Source organism: Candidatus Synchoanobacter obligatus (assembly GCF_024259865.1).
GTDB classification, from domain to species: domain Bacteria; phylum Pseudomonadota; class Gammaproteobacteria; order Comchoanobacterales; family Comchoanobacteraceae; genus Synchoanobacter; species Synchoanobacter obligatus.
Genome location: NZ_JAKUDN010000002.1, coordinates 298680 through 324989 on the forward strand (window position 1 = coordinate 298680; position 26310 = coordinate 324989).

At 42.6% G+C, this 26310-nt stretch carries 26 protein-coding genes; 20 read left to right on the plus strand and 6 right to left on the minus strand.

Annotated elements, in window-relative coordinates; genetic code table 11:
* Nucleotides 1-74 precede the first annotated feature (74 nt).
* Complete coding sequence (locus MKS91_RS03275; protein WP_258569413.1) at nt 75-323, plus strand: hypothetical protein; 249 nt, start codon at nt 75-77, stop codon at nt 321-323.
* Here the strand turns inward: MKS91_RS03275 and MKS91_RS03280 are convergent.
* Nucleotides 300-1190: an electron transfer flavoprotein subunit alpha/FixB family protein gene (locus MKS91_RS03280; protein ID WP_258569414.1), complete on the minus strand. Its 891-nt coding sequence runs from the start codon at nt 1188-1190 to the stop codon at nt 300-302. The genes MKS91_RS03275 and MKS91_RS03280 overlap by 24 nt on opposite strands.
* Nucleotides 1187-1915, minus strand: coding sequence for an electron transfer flavoprotein subunit beta/FixA family protein (locus MKS91_RS03285; protein WP_258569415.1), 729 nt, complete (start codon nt 1913-1915; stop codon nt 1187-1189). Before MKS91_RS03285 ends, MKS91_RS03280 begins: the two co-directional genes overlap by 4 nt.
* A gap of 57 nt (nt 1916-1972) precedes the next feature.
* On the opposite strand from MKS91_RS03285, the gene MKS91_RS03290 reads away from it, so the two are divergent.
* The 12 genes from MKS91_RS03290 (at nt 1973) to MKS91_RS03345 (ending at nt 14434) form a co-directional block, all read left to right on the plus strand.
* Nucleotides 1973-3523, plus strand: coding sequence for an electron transfer flavoprotein-ubiquinone oxidoreductase (locus MKS91_RS03290; protein WP_258569416.1), 1551 nt, complete (start codon nt 1973-1975; stop codon nt 3521-3523).
* Nucleotides 3524-3583: 60 nt separating this feature from the next.
* Entirely contained in the window at nt 3584-4486 is a 903-nt protein-coding gene (locus MKS91_RS03295; RefSeq protein ID WP_258569417.1) for a hypothetical protein, read from the plus strand.
* A gap of 62 nt (nt 4487-4548) precedes the next feature.
* Nucleotides 4549-5913: a hypothetical protein gene (locus MKS91_RS03300; RefSeq protein WP_258569418.1), complete on the plus strand. Its 1365-nt coding sequence runs from the start codon at nt 4549-4551 to the stop codon at nt 5911-5913.
* Between the two features lie 61 nt (nt 5914-5974).
* Nucleotides 5975-6769, plus strand: coding sequence for an ABC transporter ATP-binding protein (locus tag MKS91_RS03305; protein ID WP_258569419.1), 795 nt, complete (start codon nt 5975-5977; stop codon nt 6767-6769).
* Nucleotides 6762-7523 carry an MlaE family ABC transporter permease gene (locus tag MKS91_RS03310; RefSeq protein WP_258569420.1) on the plus strand — a complete coding sequence of 254 codons (762 nt, stop codon included), beginning with the start codon at nt 6762-6764 and terminating at the stop codon, nt 7521-7523. Before MKS91_RS03305 ends, MKS91_RS03310 begins: the two co-directional genes overlap by 8 nt.
* Nucleotides 7520-7990: an outer membrane lipid asymmetry maintenance protein MlaD gene (mlaD, locus tag MKS91_RS03315; protein WP_258569421.1), complete on the plus strand. Its 471-nt coding sequence runs from the start codon at nt 7520-7522 to the stop codon at nt 7988-7990. Before MKS91_RS03310 ends, mlaD begins: the two co-directional genes overlap by 4 nt.
* Nucleotides 7983-8594 (plus strand): MlaC/ttg2D family ABC transporter substrate-binding protein, encoded by a 612-nt coding sequence (locus MKS91_RS03320; RefSeq protein ID WP_258569422.1) that lies wholly within the window; start codon nt 7983-7985, stop codon nt 8592-8594. The genes mlaD and MKS91_RS03320 overlap by 8 nt, the downstream gene beginning before the upstream one ends.
* A complete protein-coding gene (locus MKS91_RS03325; RefSeq protein ID WP_258569423.1) occupies nt 8591-8845 on the plus strand; it encodes an STAS domain-containing protein in 255 nt (84 codons plus the stop codon). Before MKS91_RS03320 ends, MKS91_RS03325 begins: the two co-directional genes overlap by 4 nt.
* A 12-nt stretch (nt 8846-8857) precedes the next feature.
* The gene (locus tag MKS91_RS03330; protein ID WP_258569424.1) at nt 8858-10093 is read left to right on the plus strand and encodes a UDP-N-acetylglucosamine 1-carboxyvinyltransferase; all 1236 of its coding nucleotides are present in this window, start codon (nt 8858-8860) and stop codon (nt 10091-10093) included.
* A gap of 125 nt (nt 10094-10218) precedes the next feature.
* On the plus strand, nt 10219-11208 hold the full coding sequence (locus MKS91_RS03335; RefSeq protein WP_258569425.1) for a sigma-70 family RNA polymerase sigma factor: 990 nt from the start codon (nt 10219-10221) through the stop codon (nt 11206-11208).
* A gap of 95 nt (nt 11209-11303) precedes the next feature.
* Nucleotides 11304-13157: a molecular chaperone HtpG gene (gene htpG / locus MKS91_RS03340; protein ID WP_258569426.1), complete on the plus strand. Its 1854-nt coding sequence runs from the start codon at nt 11304-11306 to the stop codon at nt 13155-13157.
* A gap of 104 nt (nt 13158-13261) precedes the next feature.
* On the plus strand, nt 13262-14434 hold the full coding sequence (locus MKS91_RS03345) for an F-box protein (protein WP_258569427.1): 1173 nt from the start codon (nt 13262-13264) through the stop codon (nt 14432-14434).
* On the opposite strand, the gene MKS91_RS03350 is transcribed toward MKS91_RS03345, so the two are convergent.
* Nucleotides 14371-14643, minus strand: coding sequence for a hypothetical protein (locus MKS91_RS03350; protein ID WP_258569428.1), 273 nt, complete (start codon nt 14641-14643; stop codon nt 14371-14373). The genes MKS91_RS03345 and MKS91_RS03350 overlap by 64 nt on opposite strands.
* Nucleotides 14644-15184: 541 nt before the next feature.
* On the minus strand, nt 15185-15421 hold the full coding sequence (locus MKS91_RS03355) for a helix-turn-helix domain-containing protein (protein WP_258569429.1): 237 nt from the start codon (nt 15419-15421) through the stop codon (nt 15185-15187).
* Nucleotides 15422-15535: 114 nt separating this feature from the next.
* On the opposite strand from MKS91_RS03355, the gene MKS91_RS03360 reads away from it, so the two are divergent.
* The 7 genes from MKS91_RS03360 (at nt 15536) to ruvB (ending at nt 22973) form a co-directional block, all read left to right on the plus strand.
* Nucleotides 15536-16144 (plus strand): DUF502 domain-containing protein, encoded by a 609-nt coding sequence (locus MKS91_RS03360; protein ID WP_258569430.1) that lies wholly within the window; start codon nt 15536-15538, stop codon nt 16142-16144.
* Nucleotides 16141-17913, plus strand: a complete 1773-nt coding sequence (aspS, locus tag MKS91_RS03365; RefSeq protein ID WP_258569431.1) for an aspartate--tRNA ligase — start codon at nt 16141-16143, stop codon at nt 17911-17913. Before MKS91_RS03360 ends, aspS begins: the two co-directional genes overlap by 4 nt.
* Nucleotides 17900-18619, plus strand: a complete 720-nt coding sequence (locus MKS91_RS03370) for a YebC/PmpR family DNA-binding transcriptional regulator (protein ID WP_258569432.1) — start codon at nt 17900-17902, stop codon at nt 18617-18619. The genes aspS and MKS91_RS03370 overlap by 14 nt, the downstream gene beginning before the upstream one ends.
* A gap of 63 nt (nt 18620-18682) precedes the next feature.
* On the plus strand, nt 18683-20890 hold the full coding sequence (locus tag MKS91_RS03375; RefSeq protein WP_258569433.1) for a coiled-coil domain-containing protein: 2208 nt from the start codon (nt 18683-18685) through the stop codon (nt 20888-20890).
* A gap of 54 nt (nt 20891-20944) precedes the next feature.
* On the plus strand, nt 20945-21418 hold the full coding sequence (gene ruvC, locus MKS91_RS03380; RefSeq protein WP_258569434.1) for a crossover junction endodeoxyribonuclease RuvC: 474 nt from the start codon (nt 20945-20947) through the stop codon (nt 21416-21418).
* Nucleotides 21415-21993, plus strand: coding sequence for a Holliday junction branch migration protein RuvA (ruvA, locus tag MKS91_RS03385; RefSeq protein ID WP_258569435.1), 579 nt, complete (start codon nt 21415-21417; stop codon nt 21991-21993). The genes ruvC and ruvA overlap by 4 nt, the downstream gene beginning before the upstream one ends.
* The gene (gene ruvB / locus MKS91_RS03390; protein ID WP_258569436.1) at nt 21990-22973 is read left to right on the plus strand and encodes a Holliday junction branch migration DNA helicase RuvB; all 984 of its coding nucleotides are present in this window, start codon (nt 21990-21992) and stop codon (nt 22971-22973) included. Before ruvA ends, ruvB begins: the two co-directional genes overlap by 4 nt.
* Here ruvB and MKS91_RS03395 read toward each other — a convergent pair.
* Together MKS91_RS03395 and MKS91_RS03400 are read right to left on the minus strand one after the other, a co-directional pair.
* Nucleotides 22970-24673: a hypothetical protein gene (locus MKS91_RS03395; RefSeq protein WP_258569437.1), complete on the minus strand. Its 1704-nt coding sequence runs from the start codon at nt 24671-24673 to the stop codon at nt 22970-22972. The two genes, ruvB and MKS91_RS03395, sit on opposite strands and share 4 nt — an antisense overlap.
* Nucleotides 24666-26309 carry a hypothetical protein gene (locus MKS91_RS03400; protein WP_258569438.1) on the minus strand — a complete coding sequence of 548 codons (1644 nt, stop codon included), beginning with the start codon at nt 26307-26309 and terminating at the stop codon, nt 24666-24668. Before MKS91_RS03400 ends, MKS91_RS03395 begins: the two co-directional genes overlap by 8 nt.
* Nucleotide 26310: the final 1 nt, after the last annotated feature.

A 26310-nucleotide genomic window follows, 5' to 3' on the forward strand; every position in this document is an offset into this window, starting at 1 on the left:
ACTGATGTTAAGTGACCTACAAGATATTTTACAATGGAGTCTGTTCCTGGGAATAGTAGGACCAAGTGAATGTGATGAAACGTTTGTGCTATTGGAACCATTTGCCTTTAGGGAAACAGGGTTTATTTCTTGGCCAGCTCTATGTGGCCGAGTTGTGCTTTAAAAAGCTACCAGTCCCTCTACGCTATCCAGTGACAACAATACTGGTTTTGGATGCTTCGATTGATGTTTATGAAGCCCTGTCAGGGCGAAAAATTTCTGAGAACCCAATCCATCGATTGCCTGCATCGGCCATATTACTAGCTGATGTGTTTGTTCTTTAAAGCGCTGATGGCATCAAATAAGTCACCCACATACCCGTAATCAGCAATGTTGAAGATGGGTGCATCAGGGTCTTTATCAATAGCAATAATCACTTGACTGTTTTTCATGCCAGCAAGGTGTTGCACAGCACCAGAGATACCAAAAGAAAAATAATATTTTGGGGCAATTTGTTTTCCGGTTTGGCCAACTTGATGGTCATTGCCGATATACCCAGCATCTACAGCCGCTCTAGAGGCGCCAACAGCCGCATTAAAATGACTGGCAAGATCATACAAAGCATCAAAGGATTCTTTTGAACCAAACCCTCTGCCTCCTGATACCACAATATAAGCAGAACCAAGGTCTGGGCGGGTATCATTCAATACGGGTGCTTGACTCAGGGTGATTCTATCACTTGTCTCCCAGTTTTCTTGATGAATCGTGGGCTGTCCTTGATGGTGTTGGGTGAAGTAAATACCTCTAACCGTCAACGCTTTAACAGGATTTGATGATTGAACGGTTTCGACCACATCCCCTGCATACATCAGGCGTTCAAAGGTATCGGGTTGGTTGATTTTACAAACGTCACTGATCATGGGTAGGCCCTTGCGCCCACAAAAATAGGGTAAATACTCTTTGCCTGCTGTATCAGCGTGGCAAAGAATATGGCTGTAACCTTGGTCATGTTGACAGATGATATCCGCGATATCAATGCTAGATGGATGTTCCAAATCAGCATAGTGCCAAATGTTATTTAAGGCCAAGTTGTCAGGCATTGGGCCAATAATAATCGCATCCACATGGTCAGTTATTTGATGGGCACAATCAATGACAGCCTGTAATGCTTGGCTAGATTGGGGATGGCTATGGACCACAAGACATTTCATGAGAGTATCCCTCCATCGGTTAATTGTTGAATAAAGGTATCCAAATCATCGGTTGGTGGGTTGCCTTCCCGTTGTTTGGGTGGGGTCATACTGATTCTTTGATGGGGGTTTTCAGGAATTGATGCTGGTGCTACCAAATTGATGGGAGATTTCTTGGCTTGTAATAGTTTGGGTAAAGCAATAAAACGGGGGGTATTTAACCGTAAGTCACATGAAACAACACAAGGCAGCTGGGTGCTCAGCGTTGCAATACCCTGGTCGGTTTCTTTTTTGACCTCAAGGACTTTATCATAGGTGATATCTGAGGCATTGGAAATAATCGGCCAATCGAGAATGCCTGCAAGCATCGGTGGTATTTGTGAATGGTCGCCATCAATACCCAGTTTTCCCATGAGTATCATGTCATATTGTTGCTGTTTGATGTGTTCTGCTAATAGTAACGCCTTTTGGTAAGGATCCTGACATTGTACAGGGATTTGAAAAGCTTCTTGTATGCCCATGGCTAAGGCTTGGCGTAACACGGTATCATCTTCATCAATGGTGATGACATGTGATGTGGCGATGATGTTTTGTTCTTGAAGTTGTACACAGGCTTCAACGGCAATGGCATCAAATGGGTTCATGGACATCTGGACCCCATCTGTTTCAACACCACTAAAGTCGCTTTTAATCACCACTTTGACTTGGTAGTCTATGGCGGATTTTGTTGTAACAAGTACTTTCATTTTGTTCTCTCCTTCAGGTATGATTATAGCACGGATTTATCAATTGGCAGGAAAAGGATGTCAGAATCATTGGATACAGATGTATTGATTGTAGGTGGAGGCCCAGCCGGCTTGGCAATGGCCATTAAGTTACGTCAACAAACCCAACACAGTGTGTATGTGTTGGAAAAAGCACAGTCAGCCGGCAATCATAATATCTCCGGTGCAGTGATGGACCCCAGTGCACTTGATGAACTCTTGCCTGAGTGGCGCCAAGAGTTTACGCATTATGAGGACGTGCAATCAGCAAGTTTGTACTATTTAACGGCCTCAAGTCATTGGGGCTTGCCGCATTTGCCTCATGCAGGACATCAGGGTGGGGTGGTATTATCATTATCCAAGTTGGTGCGGTACTTGGCCCAAAAAGCTCAAGATCTGGGGGTAGACATATTATGTGGCTATACGGGTAAAGAGATCATGACCGAACAGGGCCGGGTTGTGGGTGTGAAAACCGGTGACTTTGGTCTTGATAAGCCAGGCAAGCAGGCTGAAGGTTACCAAGAAGGGATGGCTATTTATGCAAAGCATGTTGTCTTGGCAGAAGGTGCCTATGGTTATTTATCGGAACAAGTCATTCAACAGTTTCAGCTCCGCTCTACACCCATGACCTATGGTCTGGGTGTGAAAGAGGTTTGGCGGGTGGATAAAAAGCACCACCAACCAGGTCGGGTTATTCATACACTAGGATGGCCCGTTCCGTCAGACACTTATGGTGGTGGATTTGTGTATCATGGGCCAGATCAAAAAGTCTTTTTGGGCATGATTATAGGTCTTGATGCACCCAATGCCACCATGAACCCCTTTAAAACCCTACAACAGTATAAACACCATCCATTATTAAAACCGATGTTAGAACATGGTGAGCCGATTGCTTATGGCGCAAGGGTGATCAATGAGGGAGGCTACCAATCGGTACCTAAGTTAGACTTTCCAGGAGGCGTCCTCATTGGTTGTGCAGCAGGTTTTGTGAATATTGTTCGTATCAAGGGTATTCATGCTGCCATGTATTCAGGCATGGCTGCGGCAGATGCGTGGCTGGCACACACGTCTTTTGATGATGACTTTAGGAAGCATCGGGTGATGAAAGATCTCTATCGAGCCCGAAATGTTAGACCTTCCTTTCGTTATGGGATTTTTGCAGGAGTCATGTTGACAGGTATTGATCAGTATGTCTTTAGGGGCAGTGCACCATGGACGCTGTCTCATCAACCCGATTATTGTGCTGTTAGGCCATATCCTAAAGTCATCAATTATCCCGCTCCTGATGGTAAGGTGAGTTTTGATTTATTATCGATGGTACGGCTATCACATACCAATCACCGAGAAGATCAACCCCCTCATTTAAAACTAAAAGACCCTTCTCATCCTATTGCCATTAACCAAGCAATTTATCACTCTCCTGAAACTCACTATTGTCCAGCCAATGTGTATGAAGTTGTACAAGATCAGTTTGTGATCAATGCCAGTAACTGTCTTCATTGTAAAGCATGTGCCATTCGTGATCCCAGGTTGAATATTCAATGGGCGCTTCCAGAAGGAGGCGGTGGGCCAAATTACTCTGAAACATAACCATTGTGCTTTGTCTTAAAAAGTGATAACAAGTAATAAGTTAACATTTTAGAGATTATAATGAATGATAGGATTATGAAGATACAAGCATGGGATTGTGTGCAATCACATATCGCGTTTCCAGACCAAGCTGCCTATTTTCAGTTTAAGTCCGATTGGTTTAACAGTCTTCGTTTGAACAAAGCAGGATATGCAGAAGTTTCGGTAGTCGATTTACTTCGATTCATTGGTTGCTTGGCTTCTATCGAAACGAACAAACAACGGCAACTGGCGGCACTGTTGATTTTGGCTGAGATTGAACAAAATGTTCAAGGGTTACCAGAGGATGACTTATTACTGATCACCGTTGAAGACACCATTGATCAATGCCGCGATCTTATTCAACGGCTATCATTTGATCCAGTATTAAAAGCTTTTGTTGATGAATCATCTCAAGATCTCTCTTTGGTACAATGTATCCATTTGCGACAAGACTCTAATGGTCAGGAATACTTTATTGGTATGGTCTATAATGGTCAAGATATGGAAAAATCGGTTAGAGCATTACATAAAGCAGGAATCAAAGACTTTGTAATCAATACCTATCATTGCAATCCATCAAAACGTGTGAATTATGAAGCAGCAGCACTAAAATGTTTTATCGAGTTTATCGAATTTCAAGATATTGACGCAACAATCACTTTGGTTGGGGAATTCCACCATCCTATTGTGTTATCTCATTATGGTGCACAGGTGTATTATGGTTTACTGTCAGTATGCCAACAAGGCCCTGAGAAACTATCCACGCTATTTCCTGAGAATGGCCAGAAAGTTTTCCAAGCTTTTGTCTCGGGTCAAGTCTCGATTAAAGATCAAACATTATCCATTGATGGCTTAGAGATTACATTCCCTCCAGAGGCTTTACAAAAAGTCTATGAGTCAATCGCTTCAGAAACTGCCCCAGAATCAGCCCCAAGGCAATAAAATTCTGCCAAGATAAAATAAATGGCTATAACAGAGATCCATAGGAAACATGAGGAGCTGTTATGTCAGCCCAACAAGAAGGGGGGAATAATTCTGAGGCCCCGCAGGAGGAGCGTTCATCGCTGAATGCTAATACGCAGCTTAATACATTTATTAATGCTCAAATTGCTGAATCGGCAGCATTGATGAAGCAGGTCGATGGTGCTGATAAGGCTGCAGTTGATCTCCTTGCAGATATTGCACGTGGGGCGCAATCTGAAGTGAGCGCTGAGCAAAAAACTCAAATATCGGCTCTTAAGAATGACGGTTTGGACGCCAGGTGCAAATGGCTATTTGATATGGCGCATGCAAAAAATACAGATGTAGAAGCTTTCAATTCAGTTTTCAATTTAGGTAAGGATCAAGGGTTTGTCTATTACTTTAAAGATGATGGTACAGCGTCGTACCGTTGTTTCAGCAAAGATGGTATGAAAAACGCTGTTGCAGAGATCCTACAAACCAGCAGTGGCGTTGATATTGATTTACATGGTAAAGGGTTTTTTAATGAAGAGTCCAGTAAGCTCATTATGGGCGCCTTAGAGGCAGGTTTTGATAAGGCAGATATTTCCTATACAGAAGATATTGCAGCAACAGTATCAGCAGTATCAGCCCGAGGTGCTATAGCAAACGCCACCTATGGCGCCACCGGTGCAGAGGTGTCGACCGAAGGCAGAGATGGTATGTCTGGCGCAGAAGGCGAGATTGCACCAGCTAGCGAGCCAAAATCAGCAACATTTACATTTAAGGGTGCTAACGGTAAAGATATTTCCGGTACTGCCAAAGAGCTACAAGGATTTTATCAATTACACAAAGCCAATGTTGAGGGTAATTTAGCTGAAGTTCTCCAAGATAAATTCGGTGTAGAAAAAAAACAATGTAAGGGGATTCAGGAACAGTTTTCGAAGGGGAATTTTACTATTGAAAAGGGAGTCATAAAGGTCGGGGAAAGTGAGTTAAAGCTTAATGAACCTGCTCCACAATCAGCACAAAGTACAGCACCTGCTCCTGAGGAAGGGGCAGGCGGGTTTGAAGCGGATGATTGGGGTGAATTGTATGCTGCTCTGGATACTGAAGCGGGGGATGATGGTTTATATGTGGAAATGACTTCTCCGTCTGCAGCAAATACAGGGCCTCCTCCACGTCCTCCAATGAAGCCCGAATTTATGGCTGCAGTCGCCGAGCTACAGGGTGGTGCTGCAACTGTAACCACAGATCCAGCCTTTACTGCTGGTGCATATGCAGCAATGAACACTGAGGGGAGCAGAGGGGAAGCAGCGAAAGAGCGTGCTGAAGCTCAAATAGCGACTGCAGGAAAGGCGGCACATGAACCCAACTATGTCACTACTGCTTCTAGTCCTGCTCTTGGTGGTGGTTCTACTCCTAATTAGGCCTACTTGACTCTTGGGGGGAAACATAGGACAATAGAATTGTTTTGGTTCAAGGAATAGAGTGGATCTGGTTAATTTTGAGCAGGTGGGTCTTACCATCAATGGCAGGAAGCTGTTGTCGGATATTGAGTTTTCAATGTCTAAGGGAGAGCATGTTGGGGTTATTGGTCCCAGTGGTGCGGGTAAATCGACGTTTTTGAACTTACTGTTAGGATTTTTGTCGCCGACTGAAGGTCGGGTGTCTTTGTTTGAAGAGGACTTGTCTCAGGTTGAAGTGGCGAGTTTAGAAGATCTTCGGATGAATATGGGGATGTTGTTTCAGACCAATGCTTTGTTTGCGGAGTGGTCTGTTTATGAGAATATTGCGTTTCCGATTCGGTATCATTATGGGTTGTCAGAAGAGATTATCAGTAATATGGTGGCGATGAAGTTGGATTCTGTTGGGTTAAGAGGGGCGGAGAAGTTGATGCCTTCTGAGTTATCAGGGGGGATGGCGAGACGGGTTTCTTTGGCTAGAGCAGTGGCGTTGGATCCGAAGTTTTTGGTATATGATGAGCCGTTTACGGGGCAGGATCCTGTGACTAAGTCTAACTTAAAAGAATTGATGATGAAGTTGCATCGGCAGTATCATGTGAGTTCGTTGATTGTGTCACATGATATTCAGGATCTTAGTGAGATTGTGGATAGAATGATTGTGATTTGGAGTGGTAGGATTGTTGCAGCAGGTACGGTGAGTGAGGTGATGAATAGTTCGGATAAGAAGGTTCAGGACTTTATTCAAGGGAAGCTGGAGATGGAACAGGTTCAGGAGAAAGGGGATCTGTTGACAGATTTAATAGGAGGACCACATGTCTAGTGGGATCTTGGCCACGTGTTCACGTTTGGGGCAATCATTTTGGTTTGTGTTAAGGACATTAAAGGCTTTTCCACGGCGTCGGGAGCATGTAAAAGCGATTTTACAGCAGATTTATGCCTTGGGTAATCAAAGTATGTTGATTGTTTTTGTGGCGGGATGTTTTATTGGTATGGTCGTGACCTTGCAGGGTTATATGTCGTTGGAGCATTATGGTGCCTCTTCGGAAGTTGGGGGATTGACGGCGTATTCTATTTATCGAGAGCTGGGGCCTGTGGTCACTGGATTGTTGTTTGCAGGTAGGGTTGGTTCATTGTTGGCGTCTGAAATAGGGTTGATGCAAATCAATCAGCAGTTTGTGTGTTTGGAGATGTTGTCTATTAATGCCAGTCGGTTGGTATTGTTTCCTCGGTTTTTTGCCGTGTTGGTGTCAGTGCCAGCATTAAACATCTTGTTTTGTTTGAGTGCTGTAATGAGCAGTTATTTGATTTGTACATCAGCGTTGGGTGTGTCAGATGGGGTGTTTTGGAACTCGTTAGAATATCGGTCATTGTTTTTTAGAGATGTCATGCATGGGGTGACAAAAAGTTTTATTTTTGGTGGTGTGATCGCATGGGTTGCATTATATCAGGGGATGTATACTGAAAAAACCCGGTTGGGATTGGCTAAGGCTACAACAGCAGCAGTTGTGTCATCATCGTTATATATTTTGGCGATTGATTATATCTTCACTGCGTTATCAAGGAGTTTTTTATGAGAGAAAATAGGATTGTAAATGCCGGTGTTGGGGCTTTTTTGTTGTTGGCAGCTGTGAGTACTTTGTTTTTAGCATTCTATGCTTCAACGCCTGATTGGAAAGAGTATCAAGGCTATACGCTTTATGCGAACTTTAGTGAAGCTGCAGGTTTAAGGGCTAGGGCTCCAGTGAGAATTGCTGGGGTACAAGTGGGCGAGGTGGATTCTGTGACGTTAACGGATATGTATCAAGCTCGGGTAAAAATTAATATTCATTCGTCGGATTTGAAGTTGTCACAAGACAGCTCTGCGCATATCTTTACTGAGGGTTTATTGGGGGTGCGTTATATATCATTGTTTCCTGGTTATGATGAGGCTTTGTTAGAGAATAAGTCTGAAATTGAGAATACCAGTTCAGGATTTGTGTTAGAAAACCTGATAGGACAGTTTGTGGTAAGTGCAGGTTTGGCAGGTGATGAGGGTGAATAAGAAGCTCTTAATATTGGGGGCATTGTGTCTTCATGGGAGTGTCTTTGCTGATGGGTTGGCTTGTGCCAATCCGGTTACTTCAATCGAAGAAACAGTGATGGGTATGACCAATGAGCTTAGGCAGGTGTGTCGGGCTGGTGCCAGTCAAGAAGAGGTTGTGGGTGTTGTGGAGACGTTGTTTATTCCTCAGGTGGATGTGGAGCTGATTACCAAACAAGTGTTAGGGCGGCAGTTTTGGCATGAGTCAACCAGTGAGGACAGAGATCAGTTGCACCAGTTGTTAAAACGTTTGTTGGCACGTCAGTATGCATCAGCATTTGATTGTGGGTATGTAGAGAATCAAATGACGTTTCATCCGTTGAGAGGGGATGTGAAGCGTTATACCAAGGTAGAAGCCAGTGTGCCGATTGCAGATAAGAAATCCGTGTTGTTAAGGTACGCCATGCGTTGTGATGATACGGAATGGAAAGTGTATGATATTGTGGTTGATGGTTTGAGTATTGCACAAACGTATCGGTCGCAGTTTAATAGAATATTGCATAAAGGTGGTGTTTCGTCATTGATTGCCTATTTGGACAAGCAGTTGAATAAGGATGATGCATGAAATATTCGGTGAGTGTAGAGGCGTTAAATTTAAAAACGGTCAAGGCTGTTCATGAAGAGGTCATGTTGAACTTGGCGTTGGCAAAAGACATTCATATTGATTTATCTAGGGTTGATGCGATTGATACTGCGGGTATTGCCAGTATGTTGTGTTGGATCAAGTATGCAAGAGAAAAAAATATTGTGTGTGATTTTGAGTTAAGTGATGCCATTCAGTCGGTATTAAGCAGCTACCAGTTTTCGCTACCTTAGTGGAGAATAGATATGGATCATAAAGAGTTAAAGCCTGTTGGTCGTGTATCTGGTGTTGTTGAGATTTCTGGGGCAAAGAATTCCGCTTTATTGTTGCTAGCAGCAACGGTTCTTTTGAAAAAGCCTGTTTTGTTCTATCGTATGCCTGATATATCAGATGTCAGAAATATGTGTGATTTATTGGCATTGTTGAACGTTAAGGTTCGTTGGTTGGCGCGTGATTCATTGTATGTAGACCCTACCCATGTCCGTTATCAAGAGTTGTGTACAGAATCTTGTGGTGAAATTAGAACCTCGGTTTTGTTTTTAGGGGTTTTGTTGGGTAAGTATCGACAGGCATGTTTAAAAACCCCAGGGGGATGTCATTTAGGGCCAAGACCGATTGATTTCCATGTTGGGGCTATGAGAGACTTTGGTGCTCAGGTTGTCCTGGAAGGAACGATATTGAGAGCCTGTCTTGAAGCGGTTCAGGACACGGATATTATTTTTAAGCGGTCCAGTGTTACAGCAACGGTGAATGCCATGTTATGTGGTGTGTCCTTGCCGACTACGACAAGAATTCATCAAGCGGCTAAAGAACCTGAGATTGATGACCTGATTCAGTTCTTACAATTGGCAGGTGGGGATGTTCAGAGAGAGGCTGGTGATATTGTGATACGAGGGGGGCAGGATCTTCAGTTGGAGCAATATAAAGTCATGCCGGATCGTATTGAGGCTGGAACATTTTTAATTGCTGCTACGATATTACAAGGGTCTGTGACAGTGACTGAGGTTGTGCCCCAGCATATGACGGCATTGTTGTCTGCGTTGAGGCAGGCAGGGGCAAGTGTTGAGATTGGTGACAAAACCATTACGTTAATGATGAATAGAAGGCCGTTGCCTGTTGATATAGAGGCAAAGGAGTATCCTGAGTTCCCCACAGACCTTCAGCCCCAATGGTGTGTTTTAGCCTGTTTGGCGAATGGATCAAGCCGTATCACGGATCATATCTTCTCAGAACGTTTTGACCATATGGATGAATTGGCTAAAAAAGGTGCAAAGTTTACCTATAAGGCAAACGGTGTGGAAATTAATGGTGTGGACTTTTTAGAAGGAAGTGAGGTCTATGCTAAGAACTTGAGAAGTGCTGCGGCACTGGTTCTGAGTGGTCTTGTTGCAAGAGGAAAATCAAAAATTATTAAAATTTCGGTACTTAACAGGGGCTACCCGGGCTTCTTTTTGAAAATTAACAACATTTTATCTAATTGAAAAACAACAAGTTTTTTAACTAATTTCATTAATGTTTAATAAAGTGTTGCTTTTGTTATCTTTTTTGATATAATTATTTTGTATAGCCAAGGATGGTGATACGCAACAAACATGGAGGGCCAAGGATGGCGCACAATATGAACCCTGGTAGTCAGGAAAGTTTAGGTTATATGTTTGATCAAGCAGAAGATCGTAATCATGATCATGCGCTTGATATTGCATTGGTGACTGAGTTTCAGAAGCATCTTGGAGACAGTACTCAGGATCGGCAAGCGCGTGAGATGGTTTTTCAGCGTATGCTGCCACTTCATGCAGCAAGAATCCATGCACATGTTAAGCGCCATTCAGGCAAGCATCTTAGTGAAAAAGATATTGAGGAAATGAGACAAGAAGCGTCAATTGCCTTAATGCATGCAATGGGTAAGTATGATGCTGAGCATGAGAAAGGTGCAAAGTTTACCACTTATGCGTGGCCTTGGATTAAGCAGGCAGTGGATCGCTATATCCGTAAAAGTGTTGGCAGTGTTAAGTTACCAGACAGACGTTATTACGATGTCGCAAAGGCATTGCATATGATGAATAATGGTTATACGTTTGAGGAAACAGCTGAAGCGCTGGGAGTAAAAGAATCTCTTCTGATTAGTATGTTAGAGTCTCGAAGAGACAAGTTGTCTTTAGATGGTCAGTTGGTTGATGACAGTGAGATGAGTTTGGGAGAGGTGGTCTCAAGTGAACACGATTTATCACCTGAGGCAAATGCTATCTCTGAGGAAGAAAAGATCTTTTTGAGGGAGTTGGCGGATCAACTGGATGATGGTCAAGAAAAAATTATTCAATTGCGTTATGATCAAGACCGTACGTATGATGATATTGCAAAGATTGTAGCCGCATCAAGAGGTCAGGTTGTGAATAAAGAGGGGGTTCGTCAAGAAGAGCTGAAAGCTTTAGAAAAGCTACGTTACTTGTACCGTCGTAAAGAGGCGGATCGTCGTGGGAAAGTGCATGATAATGTGTCTTCCGTATCGATGTTTACAAACCAGAAGCCTGTTGAAAAGTCTCCTGAGTCAGGTAACCAGCAGGATCCTTTTGAGTCTGGGCCTGGCATTCAAGTATAGGTATCAAAGGGTGGTGCTGATAAAATAGTACTGCCCTCTTGAGAAATGGTTTTTTGGGCCTATCATTAAATTATCAATAGATGTTAGGAGATGGTATGGCGACAAAAACAGCAACGTTTAAAGCTGAAATAAAAGAGTTGATGAACTTAATTGCTCATTCAATGTACAGTGATCAAGACGTTTTTCTACGAGAGTTAATTTCTAATGGTGCAGATGCCTTAGAAAAAATGCGGTTAAAGGCTTTAGATGATGCGTCACTTTATGGTGATGAGCAAGATTTATCCATTTATGTCGATATGAATAAAGAAGCGAGAACCATTACCATTCGTGATACAGGTATTGGGATGAGCCAAGCTGAAGTCGTAGAGCATTTGGGAACGGTGGCAAAGTCAGGCACCAAGGCGTTACTAAACGAGTTAAAGAGCGCGAATAATGAAGAGCAGTCCTCATTAATTGGTCAGTTTGGTGTTGGTTTTTATTCTGCGTTTGTGGTTGCAGATCGGGTCACGGTTAAAACCAAAAAAGCTGGTGAAGACACGGCGACGCAATGGGAATCTGATGGGGTTGAAAAGTACCAAACGGAAACGATTGAGAAAACATCTCGTGGAACGGAAGTGATCTTACATCTTCGAGAGGAAGAGTCTGTTAATAAATTTTTAGAAGACTGGCAGGTTCGGCAGATTATTACCAACTGGTCAAATCACTTGGCAGCGCCTGTGATGATGGCCAAAACGGGTGATGATGAAGAGGGCTATGAGCAGGTTAATGATGCGCAAGCATTATGGACGATGAGGCCGAAAGATATCAGTGACGAAGATTATCAAAAGTTTTATCAAATGATCTCACATGATTTTAATGATGCATTGGTATATGATCATAAACATATGCAAAGTGTGAATACGGAATTTACGTCATTGTTGTTTGTTCCGAAGAAAGCACCGATGGACATGTACTTTAGAGATTATAGTAAAAAAGGTTTGAAGTTGTATGTTCAGCGTGTGTTTATCATGGATGAAGCTGATCAATTTTTGCCATCATACCTACGGTTTGTGAAGGGTGTGATTGATTGTGAAGATTTGCCGTTGAATGTGTCTCGAGAGATTTTACAGACCAATCCTAAGACGAAGGCCATTAAAGCGAGTATCACAAAAAATATCTTGAAGATGCTTGCCAAGCTGGCAGATAAACAGCCTGAAGATTATCGGTCCTTTTGGTCAGAGTTTGGTCCTGTAATGAAAGAGGGAGCTGCTCAAGATTTGGCAAATAAAGATGTATTGATGCCATTGTTGCGTTTTATTGATCAAAATGACGCACAGTTGTCATTGAGTGATTATGTGGCACAGATGAAGAGTGGGCAAGAGAAGATTTACTATCTGGTTTCAGACAATCCTCAGGCAGCAAAGCATTCTCCGCATATTGAACGTTATGCGTCAAAAGGCTATCAGGTATTGATTTTAACGGATCGAGTGGATCCGTTCTTGATGAACACCATGAAAGAGTTTGAGGGTAAACCATTCCATAATGTGGCAGAGAAAGATGAGGCCATGACGGATGAAACCTTGGAGAAGGAAACTGAAAAAGCGCAAGAGGAGCACAAGTCTGATATTGAGCGAGTGAAAAGTGTTTTAGATACTCAAGTTTCTGAAGTACGGTTTACGTCTCGATTGGTCAATGCGCCATCGTCTATTGTTGCTGGAAAAGATGCATTAACGCCTCATATGCATCGGTTGATGAAGGAAGCAGGTCAGCCTGTGCCAAGCTTCCAGCCGATTCTTGAGTTGAATCCACAGCATGCGTTGGTTAAGCGTTTGTTGGCGGAAACGGCAGATGTGAAGTTTGAGATGATTGCTCAAGTGTTGTTTGATCAAGCAATGATGTCGGATGGTGGACAGGTGTCTGATCCGAATGTCTTTATTCAGTCAATGAATGAATTGATGGCATCCCAATAAGGGCGAGATAAGAAAGGGGCTTCGGCCCCTTTTTTATTTAGGGTTTGTCTTTATTTTCTAGCTTGTTATGATAAAAGGGCTAAAAAAGTAAGGATGAAGAATATATGTTAATTGACATGCTGCCAGAGGATTTGTTGTATCATGCGGTTCATTTTCTACAAAGTCAGCTTGATGAGAGGTCCTATTTTCAGTTGTTGTCGAGACTGAGTTGTGTGTGTCAGCGGCTGACGGTATTGTTGCGAGACAACCGGTACTGGCAAGGCTTTTTTCGGCCAATCGTATGTGAGGTTAAGCGAGTTAAAGTGCCCCCCAGTGATATGTGGGCTCAGTTGCTCTCCTTGCCTGCTAACCCATCATTGAAATCAATTGTTCAACATTTAGGGGCGCTGGATCACCAAATTTCACATATTGGCTGGTCTATTGTCAAGGTTACAGATGGTGTGATCCAGATTAACTGTCGTATGGCAAGACAGCCATTAATGCACATTACTTGTCATCATAATGTGAACCATCTCTTGGCGAGTTTCTTATGTGCGCAAATGGGTGGGCGGTTTTATCGTCATCTATCAGAAAGGTTGAAAAAAATGTGGTTGGTGTGTCGCTCGGCATCGGCCCGTTATTATGCAAGAGATCCCTCATTGTTAAAGTATATTCCGATGGATGTAAGTTTGACGGTTTCACAATGGCTTGCGCTGATTGGGAAGGATCCCAAGTCAATTAAGGCGATATCAAAGCGGAAGGACTTAATCACTAACAGACAGTTTGTGATAACACTCTTTTCTCGGAACCGATGTGTGACAGCGCCGGTTTCCTGGGGAAGGTACTATAAAGATGATGTAGCGGTGCTTTACTGTGGTTTGTTGAATCACTGGTTAACGTTACGAGCGATTGGAAAAAAACTTTTTGGGCATACTCAGCTGTATGCGACCTGTTTGGCCAGCTCCTGTCACCATATAGAACAACTGTCGTCAAGGGTGCCGAATGCGGAGCATATTTTTAGTTTTGGGATGTTTTGTTGCTGGCAGAAAAAAGGTTTTCATGCAGTATGCTTTAAAGCAGGACTTCGGCAGCTGCAGCCAATTGCATTGCATCGGAAGGTGACAGCAATACAAGATATTTTGTGCGTATTTCCCCAAGTCTATCCTTCAATGAGTCAAATTATTGATATGGATACTGACTTGTCAAACAAGTGGGGGGAGGCGTTTGATCTTGCTTATAGTGGCTTGTTGAGTATAAACTCACAAAGTGTCTGTTTAAATGCCTCAACACCACTATGAGGACTATGCCGGTTTTTTTGATACAGGGTAATGGTGTTGATGATTTTTTTGAGTAGCTGTATGAGTTCTCGATTACTCATGGCATTGAGGTTTCTTCGCTTGATAGCATCTTGGATGTCTTGAGGGAGCAATGGGTCTTTGGGCGCTATCTGGTTTTTATGAATGCGCTTAAATTGATACAGTGCATGATGTATTTCTTGTCGAATCATAGTTATGTCATTATTAAAATTAATATATTTGTAATTTTACATTAAAATACAGTATCTTGTCAAGGTTTCTTGGCTGTTTGAGCGTGGTATCTTCTTCTTGAATGAATTTAAGATTAAGAAGGGCTTTTTTGTCAGACAACCTATTTGATTTATATGCATTTTTTTCGTTTATGATTGTCTTTTTTCCCTGATTATAGCAGGTGAATATTAAAAGAGTCTTAACTTCTAGAAAATAGCGTGGTATTTGTTGAAGATAGTGTTGGATGAATTGTAGATTAAGATTGTATTTAATAAGTGTTTTGTATGTTGATTTATAGTTACTTTATTTTGGCTGTTTCAGCCTTTTTCCCTGAGTATAGCAGGTGAATATTAAGAGAGTCTTAAATGATGAAAATAGTGTGTTATTTGTTAAAAATAGGGTTGGATGAATTGTAGATTAAGATTGTGTCATGGGGGTGGTAGTTGTGTTGATTTTTATTGGTTTTTTTTTAGCCTATTTCCCCTTTTTCCCTGAGTATAGCAGGTGAAAATGAAGAGAGTCTTAAGATTCTATAAGATTGTGGTGTTTTATTTTTTTATACAAAGATGTTCGACTAATGCCGAGTGCTTTTGCGGCGCTTGAAATGTTATTTTGATAAAAATTGAGCGTGGTTTCGATGATGATTTTTTCAAAGGCTTTATTAAAATCATAGAGCAAACGGCCTGAGGTCCCTGCTTGCTGAAGATATTGGGTAGCGGATTGGGTGATAATTTGTTGGAGGTTTTGATGAGAAGACATACAGTGAAGGTAGCAAAATGTATCGGGGATGTAAAATGTTTTATGTTATAAGTCAAGTGAGGTGCATTCCGTAATAGAAGGGTGTATATTAGGCTAAAGGTTTGGAGAGTCAGGATGATTAGAAAACAGTTGGTTGCTGGGATTTTGTTTTGGATTCCCGTGGTTGTGACGGTTTTAACCATAAACTTATTGGTAGATATGTTGTTGGCAGTGTTTGATCATATGCCTATATATATGCATCCTGACCAATGGATTGGTTTTCATGTTCCTGGGATTGAGATCTTAATTATCATATTGGTTGTTTGGGTGACGGGTATATTGGTTGCCAATATTGTAGGTAAACATTTGGTAAAGTATGGCGAGTTTTTGGTTGAGAAGTTGCCTCTTGTACGCTCTATTTATTCAGGGGTAAAAAAGATCATGGAGATAATGGTGAATCCCCAAGGTCAGGCGTTTCGTCAGGTGGTGTTGATTTCTTTTCCTCAGAAAGGCAGTTGGGTTATTGGTTTGGTCACACGTACAGAAGGTGACTCAATGACGGTATTTGTGCCAACGACCCCCAACCCTACCTCAGGGTATGTGATTACGGTTAAAGAGAGTGAGGCAGAGAAACTGGATATGAGTGTGGATGAGGCCTTGCAATATATTATTTCTTTAGGCACACTATCGCATAGTGCATTAAGTGATAAATTTCAGATAGTAACTGGGGAAAAAGATAAATGAGTTTACGAAATAAATACTGTGGTCAGGTTACAGCAACTTACTTAGATAAAATAGTCAAGGTATCCGGATGGGTTGCAAAATCCCGTGATCATGGCGGGGTGATATTTATTGATCTATTTGATCATACAGGGGTTGTTCAGCTGGTATTTAATCCTGACAATCCCTCATTTGCTATTGCAGAGAAGTTGTCTACTCATAGTGTGGTTTCCATTGAAGGTCAGGTCATTCCAAGACCAGAGGGAACTGTGAACCCAAACCTTGCCAGTGGTGAAATAGAAATTTCAGTGAAAAAACTGTTATGGCATAACATAGCCGCGCCATTGGGTTTTGATGTGAACGATCCAAAGGTGGGTGAAGATGTTCGGGCTCAGCATCGGGTTTTGGATATCCGTAGTGACCGTATGCAAAAGAACTTAAGGTTTCGTGCGACAATGATAAAAAGTTTGCGGGGATACTTGGAGGAGCAGGGGTTTCTTGAAGTTGAAACGCCGATCTTGACGCGATCTACGCCGGAAGGTGCTAGAGATTACTTGGTACCTAGCCGTCAGGCCCCGGGGCATGCGTTTGCCCTGCCACAGTCTCCTCAGCAGTTCAAACAAATGTTGATGATGGGTGGGATTGATCGTTACTATCAGTTTGCGCGTTGTTTTAGAGATGAAGATCTTAGGGCGGATAGACAGCCTGAGTTTACGCAGTTAGACATGGAAATGTCTTTTATGTCTGCCCAAGAAGTGTGTGATATGATGGAAGGCATGGTCAAATCGATGTTTCAAGAGTGTATGGGACAGACCTTTGAAGCGTTTCCAGTGATGTCGTATCAGGATGCCATGACATATTATGGTACGGATGCACCGGATCTTAGAAATCCACTTAAGTTTGTGCCATTAGATGCTCAATTGGCAGATTGTGATTTTGAGGTGTTTAAAGTACCGGCATTGTCCAGTGAAGGGAGAGTAGTGGCATTACGTCTACCAGGTGGTGCATCTTTGCTATCCCGAAAAGATCTGGATCATTATACCAAGTTTGTGAGTAAGCTTGGCGCAAAGGGTTTGGCATATATTAAAGTCAATGATTTGAGTTTACCTGACTTTGGGGGCTTATCATCACCCATACTCAAGTTCTTAGATGCATCCCATATTCAAGCAATCTTGGATGAGAGTCAGGTGTCTGATGGTGATCTTTTGTTCTTTGGTGCCGGCGATGAACGCATTGTTAACTTAAGCATGAGTGCTTTGGCTAAAGATCTTGCAATGAAATTATCCTTGTTGAAGGAAGGTTTCGAGTTTGTTTGGATTAAAGATTTCCCGATGTTTGAAAAAACTGATGATGGGTTAACAGCCATTCACCATCCATTTACAGCCCCATTGGAAGAAGATCGTGATCAGTTAGTAACAGCAAGGGCACAAGCGTATGATCTGGTATTAAATGGTAGTGAACTTGGTGGTGGGTCTATTCGTATTGCAGATCCAAAGCTTCAGCAGGAGGTCTTTGATCTATTAGGGATTCCAGAAGACCAGGCTCAAGAAGAATTTGGTCATCTATTGGCAGCATTATCACAAGGCTGTCCCGTTCATGGTGGACTGGCGTTTGGTATCGACCGTATGGCGATGGTATTGATGAACACGACATCCATTCGTGATGTGATTGCTTTTCCAAAAACTCAAACAGCCAGTTGTGCCTTAACAAAAGCTCCAGGCCAAGTCTCTCGGTCTCAGTGGCGAGAATTAGGCTTGACGGTAAAACAAGGAGATACTGATGGCGGGTCATAGTAAATGGTCAAATATTAAGCACCGTAAAGGTCGGCAGGATGCCTTGCGTGGTAAGGCCAATACTCGTTTAATTAGAGAAGTGATGGTGGCTGCAAAAGCAGGTGGTGCAGATCGTGCAACCAATGCATCTTTGCGTTTGGCTTCTGAGCGTGCCAGTAAGGCGAATGTAACGAAAGATGCTATAGAAAGAGCGATCTTAAAGGCAACAGGGCAACTTCAAGGTGAAGAAATGTTCGAGTTATCTTATGAGGGTTATGGCCCTAATGGCGTTGCTATATGGTTACAATGCATGACGGATAACAAAAACAGAACAGTTGCTGAAGTGAGACACGCATTCAGTAAATATAATGGTACTTTAGGTACCTCTGGTACTGTGGCATATCTTTTTGAACGGGTAGCAAGATTGGTGGTTGCTGATGTTAGTGAAGATGATGTCATGGAGGCGGTATTAGAGCATGCGGTCAATGACATTGTCTCAGAAGACAACATGACATTGATTTTAGCAGACCCTAGTGAGTTAAATGCCATTTGTGAGACTCTTTCTGCTAAAAATTGGCAGATTCTAGAGAGTGAAGTAACGTATTTGCCTACTGCAGACATTGAGCTTGATCAGGATGCTGGTGAGAAGGTTGATAAGCTGATCCAGGCCCTTGAAGAGTTAGATGACGTTCAAGCTGTTTACCATAATTTGAAAATCATGGCATAAATGTCTGTCAAAAATTAATCATGCGCTATCACAGACCTTAAGAAAGTAACTTAAGGGGGTGGCATGCAAAATCTGTTAGACGCTGCGGCAGCAGCAACAGTTGTTGTACAACGGTCTCGCGAAACTCAAGTGCAAGCACAAGCGCGCAACGATGCAATCACGAAAGCGATTTCTGAAAGACGGGAGTTGGCTTCAAATGACCAGGAACGTCCCATTGAACAAAGAGTCATCAGTATACTGGAGTATATCAAAGATGGAAATTCTATCACATGGGGAGATCTCCAAGCCAGAGAAATATTTACACCAGAGGAAGAGCCAGGTGTCAAATATCTTTTAAATGCATCACAAGATACTTCTAGCATAAACTTCCAAGATATTGAGTATGTGGGCCCTGGCCAATATATATCAGCAAGATTTGAGATAAATAAATCAAAGATGCTAGTACATGTAGATACAACCGCCCATGCAGGTCATGTTGTGGCTATGTTTGCCAAAACCCATAACAATCTTACGCTGAATTTAAGAGATAAGCACAATGATGGCACAAATATTGTTCCTCTTCGAGGGTCTGTTATTCTAGAATATTTAACAGAAATTAAAGAAAAAATATCAGGGGGCCATACGGTCAGGGTCTCTCAAAATAAAGAAGACCATCAACGATACACCAAAGAACGATTAGACGCATTGATTGCGTTTGGGGAAGACTATGTCGCTGAACATAAACAATGTCATTGGGCTGATCTTCACGAAGGATTTAATCAGCATTTATTAGATGAAAATGGCGGTTTGCAAGCACAGCTAGCAGCAGCGGTTAATGATTTAACAGTAGCCGAGACAAAGGCAGATGACTCTAAGGAGGCGGTAGCTAGCCTAAAGTTACAATTAGAAGAAGCCAATACAAGGGCTACTAAAGCAGAGAGCGATAAAACAAGTCTAGAGAGTAAAGTGGCAGAAGCCACTGAAAGGGCAGATACAGCTGAGAAACAGTTAGACGCAGCCAAGCAAGAGGGAGTAATAGCCATTGCAAGGGCTACTGAAGCAGAAGGGAATTTAAAAGGCCTAAAGAGTGAATTAGCAGAAGCCAAGGCAGACACAAAGTCATCAAAAGATGCGTTGGTAGCGATGGAGGAAAAAGTAACGAGTCTTGAGGCAGAACTGTTGGCAGAAAGATCTAAGGTGCAAAATCAGGAGCAGGAGGCTGCAGATGATCAAAGCTTTTCTTTGGCTAATCTGCTGCTGGGGAGATTTATCATAGGAGGAAATTCGAAGCGAAGGGATGACGATCAAGACCGTGAGTTAGAGAAGCACATATTCACTCCTGAAGAAGTGGGTGGCTCAAGGTGGCATGTTAATGTGTTAGAACAGCAGTTAAAGGCTCTTGAGGCACAACGTGATCAAATTCAAGAAGGTGCTAAAGAAGCAGAAGCGAAAGCCAATGAATTTGAGAGAAAATTGAAGCTAGCTGTAAGTGAGAATGATGAATTAAGGAGTAAGCAGTCTATTTTAGGTGCAATCAAAGAAGAACCAGGTGGCCTTCAGATTGAGCGTTTGGAGCAGGAACTAAGGCAGAGTGATCAAAAGCTCGCAGAAGAAAAACTGGCTTTAGAGGAGCTATCTATTGGGTACGTAGAGTTAGAACATGAAAATGAGAGATTGTTGCAGGAAAACGCAGATCTTGCTGTCGAACTGAAGTCTGCTAGTGAGGCCGCTGGTCATGGTTCCGGCAGTGACTCAGGGGTGGCATCTGAGACTGAGGATGGGGCTGCATCTTCTGAGGATTCAGCGCTGAGTGTGAAAGCGCTAGAAGACAGGCTGGTTGAAAGGGCTGCTATTAATTTAGAGGTCATGCGTGAAAATGATCAATTAAAGGCTAAGGTAAGAAGGTTAGAAGGTTTGAAGAGCGATGCTGATCGGGTAAGAGGCCTAGAAGAGCAGTTAGATGCCGGTCATGCGCCTAAAAGAGAGCTAGAAGCTAAAATTCAAACATTAGAAGCAAAGGTAGCGTCGCTAAATGGAGATTTAGAGACTCAACAAGAAGAGATTGATAAAGTTGGAATACATGTCGTTCGGCAGGATAGTCTTGACAGGGCTAAGGCAGAAATTCGAGCTCTGGGTGGCAAGTTAGAAAGCCAAGAAGTTGTGATAAAAGAGAAAGAGGCGCTGATTGAGCAATTAAGAGAGGATCTTGATGCTGCTAAAAAGCCAACCTGGGTACAAGATACAGTTCAAAGCATGGACCCTAGCAGTAGAGGAGGCATGAAACCTAAATAAAGTATGTTTCTATCTCAGGATTGATTATACTAAAGTAATTAAACAGGACGTATCGTGAAGATATTAGGGATTGATCCAGGTTCAAGATATACCGGTTGGGGTGTTATTCAGGTGACTGGTCATAAGATGCAATGTATAGCAGCGGGGAGGCTGGTCTTGGGAGATAGACCGCATGCTGAAAGACTGGTCTTGATTTATGAAGGCGTTAGCGATATTGTGAGCACGTACCAGCCTGAGGTTGTTGGCGTGGAATCTGTTTTTGTGAGTAAGAATGTGCAATCTGCATTAAAGCTTGGGCAGGCAAGGGGGGCCGCTTTAGTGGCTGTGGCGAAGGCTAATTTGGAGATTTTTGAAATATCTCCAAGGTTGGTGAAAAAATCAGTCACTGGGTATGGAGCGACAGCAAAGGTAGGTGTTGGAGACATGGTACAACGGTTGTTGGGATGTCAGATGGTATTGTCAGAAGATGCAGCGGATGCGTTAGCGATTGCCATTAGTGCCAGTAGTATGAAAAGGAGTCAAGTATGATAGCGTGGTTGTCAGGGTTTGTGGTGGCTAAGGAGCCAAATAGTGTTGTCGTGTCAGTCCAAGGGGTTGGCTATGATGTGGAGATGATGTTAAAGGAGTGGATGACTGTACCAGAGGTTGGGGAGAAGTTTTCTATTCATGTTCATGCCGCATATCGTGAAGATGCCCAGATGTTATTTGGGTTTATGGATCGAGCCAGTAAACAGGCCTTTTTAAAATTAAATAAAGTTAATGGGGTTGGTCCTAAGATGGCACTGCAAATATTGGATACCTATTCATTAAATGAACTGAGTTTGTTTGTATCTCAGGGAAATTATACGGCATTAACCAGGGTGAAAGGGGTTGGGCCTAAGGTGGCCAAGCGTTTGTTGATTGATTTGAAAGGGCAGTTACAGTATACAAGTTGTCCAGAAAAGGCGATGCAGCAACCATCCGTTGTTGAGGATGCGATTGCGGCATTAACCAATCTTGGGTATAAGGAAGCCAAAGCAAGAGAGATGGTGCAAAAAGCAGATGGTATGACGGCTGAAGAGGTGATTAAATCAGCATTACAAGGAGAGGGAGTTAGAGGGTGACAATTGTAAAAGAGGTTGATATTTTGCCGAATGATCTCTCTGTATCGGTTAGGCCAAAAAGGTTAAAGGATTACATTGGTCAGCAGCAAGTAAAAGATCAAATGCAGATATTTTTGCAGGCTGCAAAGTTAAGAGGGGAAGCATTGGATCATACCTTATTGTATGGGCCGCCAGGATTGGGGAAGACGACTCTTGCGGTGATTATAGCAGAAGAGATGGGGGCGCAATTAACTCAGACAACAGGTCCAATTTTGGATAAAGCAGGAGATTTGGCTGCTATCCTTACCAATTTACAAGAAGGGGATGTGTTGTTTATTGATGAGATTCATCGGATGAATCCTGTGGTTGAAGAAACGCTCTATTCAGCGATGGAAGACTTTCATTTGGACATCATGATTGGTGAAGGCTCTACTGCAAGAAGTATTAAAATAGACATTCCTAGATTTACGTTGGTGGGGGCTACGACAAGAGCGGGGCTATTATCTGCACCTTTTCGGGACCGTTTTGGGATATCACAACGATTACATTTTTATAGAGAAGAAGATCTTCGGGAAATTGTTAAGCGCTCTGCAGGAATTATCCATTTTGATATGAGTGCTGAGGCAGCAAAAGAGGTGGCAAAAAGATCGAGGGGGACGCCTAGGATTGCCAATCGGTTATTACGTCGGGTAAGAGATTACCATGAAGTGCATGCGGAGAATCAGCTGACGGAGCAGTCAGCTCGGGCTGCACTATCGTTATTTCAAATAGATGCATATGGTTTGGATGAGATGGATCGGCGCTTTTTATATTTGATCCAGCATCAATTTGATGGGGGGCCTGTGGGCCTGGACAGTATCGCAGCCAGTATGGGAGAAGAAAAAGGTACGATCGAAGAGGTCATTGAGCCCTTTTTGATTTTAACTGAGCTTGTGATTCGAACACCCAGAGGCAGAATGATTACCAACAAAGGCCTTTTAGCCTTAAGTGATCAAGCCTAGAACATTTCGTTTATCTTATCAAATCCTTTCTCAGCTTCCTCTTCATTGGCTTCAATGGCTTCAGGGGTAGAGTTTGATAGACCTTGATGGTATTCAGAATTCTTATTGGCACCAATATTTGCTAAATGGGTGGTATCTATTGGGTTCTTGGCAGCTGCATTGACAGCAAGCAGTGCCAGTTTTTGCAAATCTGATATCAAGGTGAAAAACTGCAGCTGTTTGATTTCAGCAAGTAATACGACAATCTCTCTATGAAGATTTACATTGGCCATAGTGGAAATACGGCTACGCCAGTCGTTTTCTAATCGCCAAAGACTGGATTTTTGAAGTGTGGTTAAATGGTTTTTGCCATCAGTAATTGTGGCATTTTGTAGACTCTTGACACTGTCTAAAATATCCATAATGGCTGATTTGGTGGTTAAAAACTGTAGTATCTTCGCTCTTGCAATGTTACGGCCTTTGTGGAAGTCACGCTTAATTTCGGATCGCTGCTCTAAAATGTTATCAGCATATTCGGGCTTCATATAGAGAAAGTATTCAGTGTCTTCTTGCAGGGAGGCGGTTGACGACTTCCAATATGTTTTTGTGTCATCGCTATCATCGGTCTCCTTATAAAAGGCCATATATTGTCCTGCAATAAGCGCAATAAACTCTTCATCAGAGTCTACCCAGTAGTCTAGCCCTGGAGATATGGCGTTTAAGTTTGCAGAAACATCAACGACCCTAGCAATATATCGATCAAGATCTGGCGTGTTTACTGTATTATCACGCGTTTGTTGGTTTCCTGGGTCATATAGGAGTTTAAAGGAGCTGTCTCTTGAGGTAAGCGTTTGGGTAATGGCCTTAACTAAATTGACTTGCAGAGGCCCTAACGCTTCACGAGAAAGGCTCACAATTTGTTTGATATGAGCTTCTCCTTCTGCCAGTGTGTAGAGCCGATTAGCCGTGAGTTTTCTTAGGGAGTGATAGTTATTCCAGGCTTGTTTTGCGTGTTGGACTTCTTGGCTATCATAGTCGCTAGTAACCGGGTTTTTAGATATCTTTTCAGCCTTTTTGCTGATGTTATGAAACTGATTAAATGGCTCATTGGGGCGGGTGGTGCAAATGGCTTTTTGGCAGATCTTTAATGATTTTGTGTTATAATCAATCCAATTACTAGCCATTAAGAATGGCGGGTTTACTTTTTCACTGCCATCCCAGTATAGCTCACAGCTTCGGGATTGCCGGTATAATCTATAATGGTTAATATAGTCTTTGTAAGCCCAGCTATCTTTGATTATATTAAGTTTTTCCTTAACTCCGTTAATGTAAGCTTGATCAGGAGTATAAGTGGCAACAGCATGGTAGACTTGCTTGATGTGACTGTCGCTGGGTATGTCATCCTTGTAAGCACCAATTAATAATAAGTCAAAGATTACTTGGGTTTCTGCTACTCGGTCAATAAACTTCCTGTCTTTATACGCATTTTCGCCAGTTAGATAGCTCATGATGGAGACGTTGCTGGCCATGCCTTCTTGTGTTATCGACTGCAACTTTTTGGCTTTTTTAGAGCCTGGAGTAGTTGTGTTGCCACCGAGCGTATTTGACCACGTTTGAAGTGGCAAAAGAGAGTTGCTTTCAGTATTTGCCATTGGTAGTATGGATGAAAAAACAGCAATAAGGGCGGGTAGAACAGAGCGCCATATGCTGGGCTTAGTCATTATTGTATTTCCGCATGTTTTGCTCAACAGATTCTTGATCAAGTTTCGGATCAGTAAGTCCTCCAGCATATTTCTCAAGGTCATTGCCGGATAGGTAGGCGCCAGGAGGTGGTGGACTGCTTGATGCTGAGCTAACCGCCTGCATCAATAGTTGCTTCTGGTTATAGCTGAATTGTAAATACATCATCTGTTTCATTTCAGCAAGCAGTACTGCTGTTTCTCTTAACAAGGACACGTTTGACATGGTGCTGACAGAATTAAGCCAACCATCACTATCCTTCAGTCGCCAGTCACTCGCGTCTTGCAGAGTGGTTAGGTCGCCATTGCTTTGCAATGCTGCCATCTCTCCTAATACGTCAATGGTGGATGATTTTGAGAGCAGGCTTTGTTGTGCTTGGAGTAAAGAGGCTTTGCGAAGTAAATTGAAGTTTGGTTCAATGTCTTTTCTTGCTGCCAAGACAGCATCAAGCATCGCTTTAGAGGCAAAAACATATTTTGTAAGGTCAGGTCCTGTTTGTACACTTTGAATAAAGTTTTCGGCCGCTGCACCATCAGCAGGGTAATTGAAAGCATAGTATTTTCCTGCAATTAACACCCAGTGTTGACCTTCGGCAAACCAGTTGTCTACGTTTCCGTCCATAAAGGGTATACCAGGTGCTAATGGACTTGATACGGTCTCTAATCCTGCAATACTATCGATCAATGCTTGTGTTTGTAGATCGGGTGGTGTGTTAGTAGCTCCGACTGCTTCAGCATTACAGTCGGTGTACAAGCATTTAAAAGATGTTTCAGTACTCTTAAGAGTGTCCAAGAAACTTTTTGCGATCAAGGCTTGTATAGGTTTGATGATTCCTGATAGGTCGCGCATTTGTCCAATGTTATCTTCATTGATTGTGACAGGAAGTTCGTTGATAGCATTATTGGCTTTTTCTAACATAGCGCCAGCATCGTTCGTGATCGCTACTATTTTATTTTTAAGACTTTGGATACCTTCATAGTCACACTTTGGCTTGTCACATGCCTGTAATGTTGTCTTAGATTTTTCCAAAGCCTTGGCTGCAGTATCTATATAGACAAACGCAGGAGGATTTGGTGAGCTGGGCATTCTATCATCGCTATATGCAATGCAACTATTGACTTTTTGTTCTAGAATATAAGCATTGCGATAGGTTTCAATGTAAGCGGGTCTGTTAGTGTTAAGGAAGCTAAAAATTTTAGTGAGTGAATCCGCGTCAATGTCACTGCCGAGGGTTCTTTGGGCTGTAAAAAGTATTTTAGCTAGGTTTACGGTGAGTTCCTCCTCCATGGGCCTGGCTACAATGGCATCAAGAAGCACCTGGACTTTTAGGATATTGGCTATTGGCCCGTCACTTTTATATTGTGAAGCACCGGACCAGTAGTGAGAGATACCCGTTGCACCTGCGGTTGAAGGGGGGTATGCCACTTTGCCAACTTTGTCTGCTTTTTCGCTTGTCTCCCCATAGATTATACCACTATCTCCTGGGTTATTGTCATCAGACAATGCTTGCAATATTTCACCGAGACACTCGTTTGCAGTACCGCAATCAGAGGCTGTAGGAAGAGGCGCTAAAAAAAGTAAGGGTAGTATTAAAGAAAGCGTTTTTTGTGATGGCATG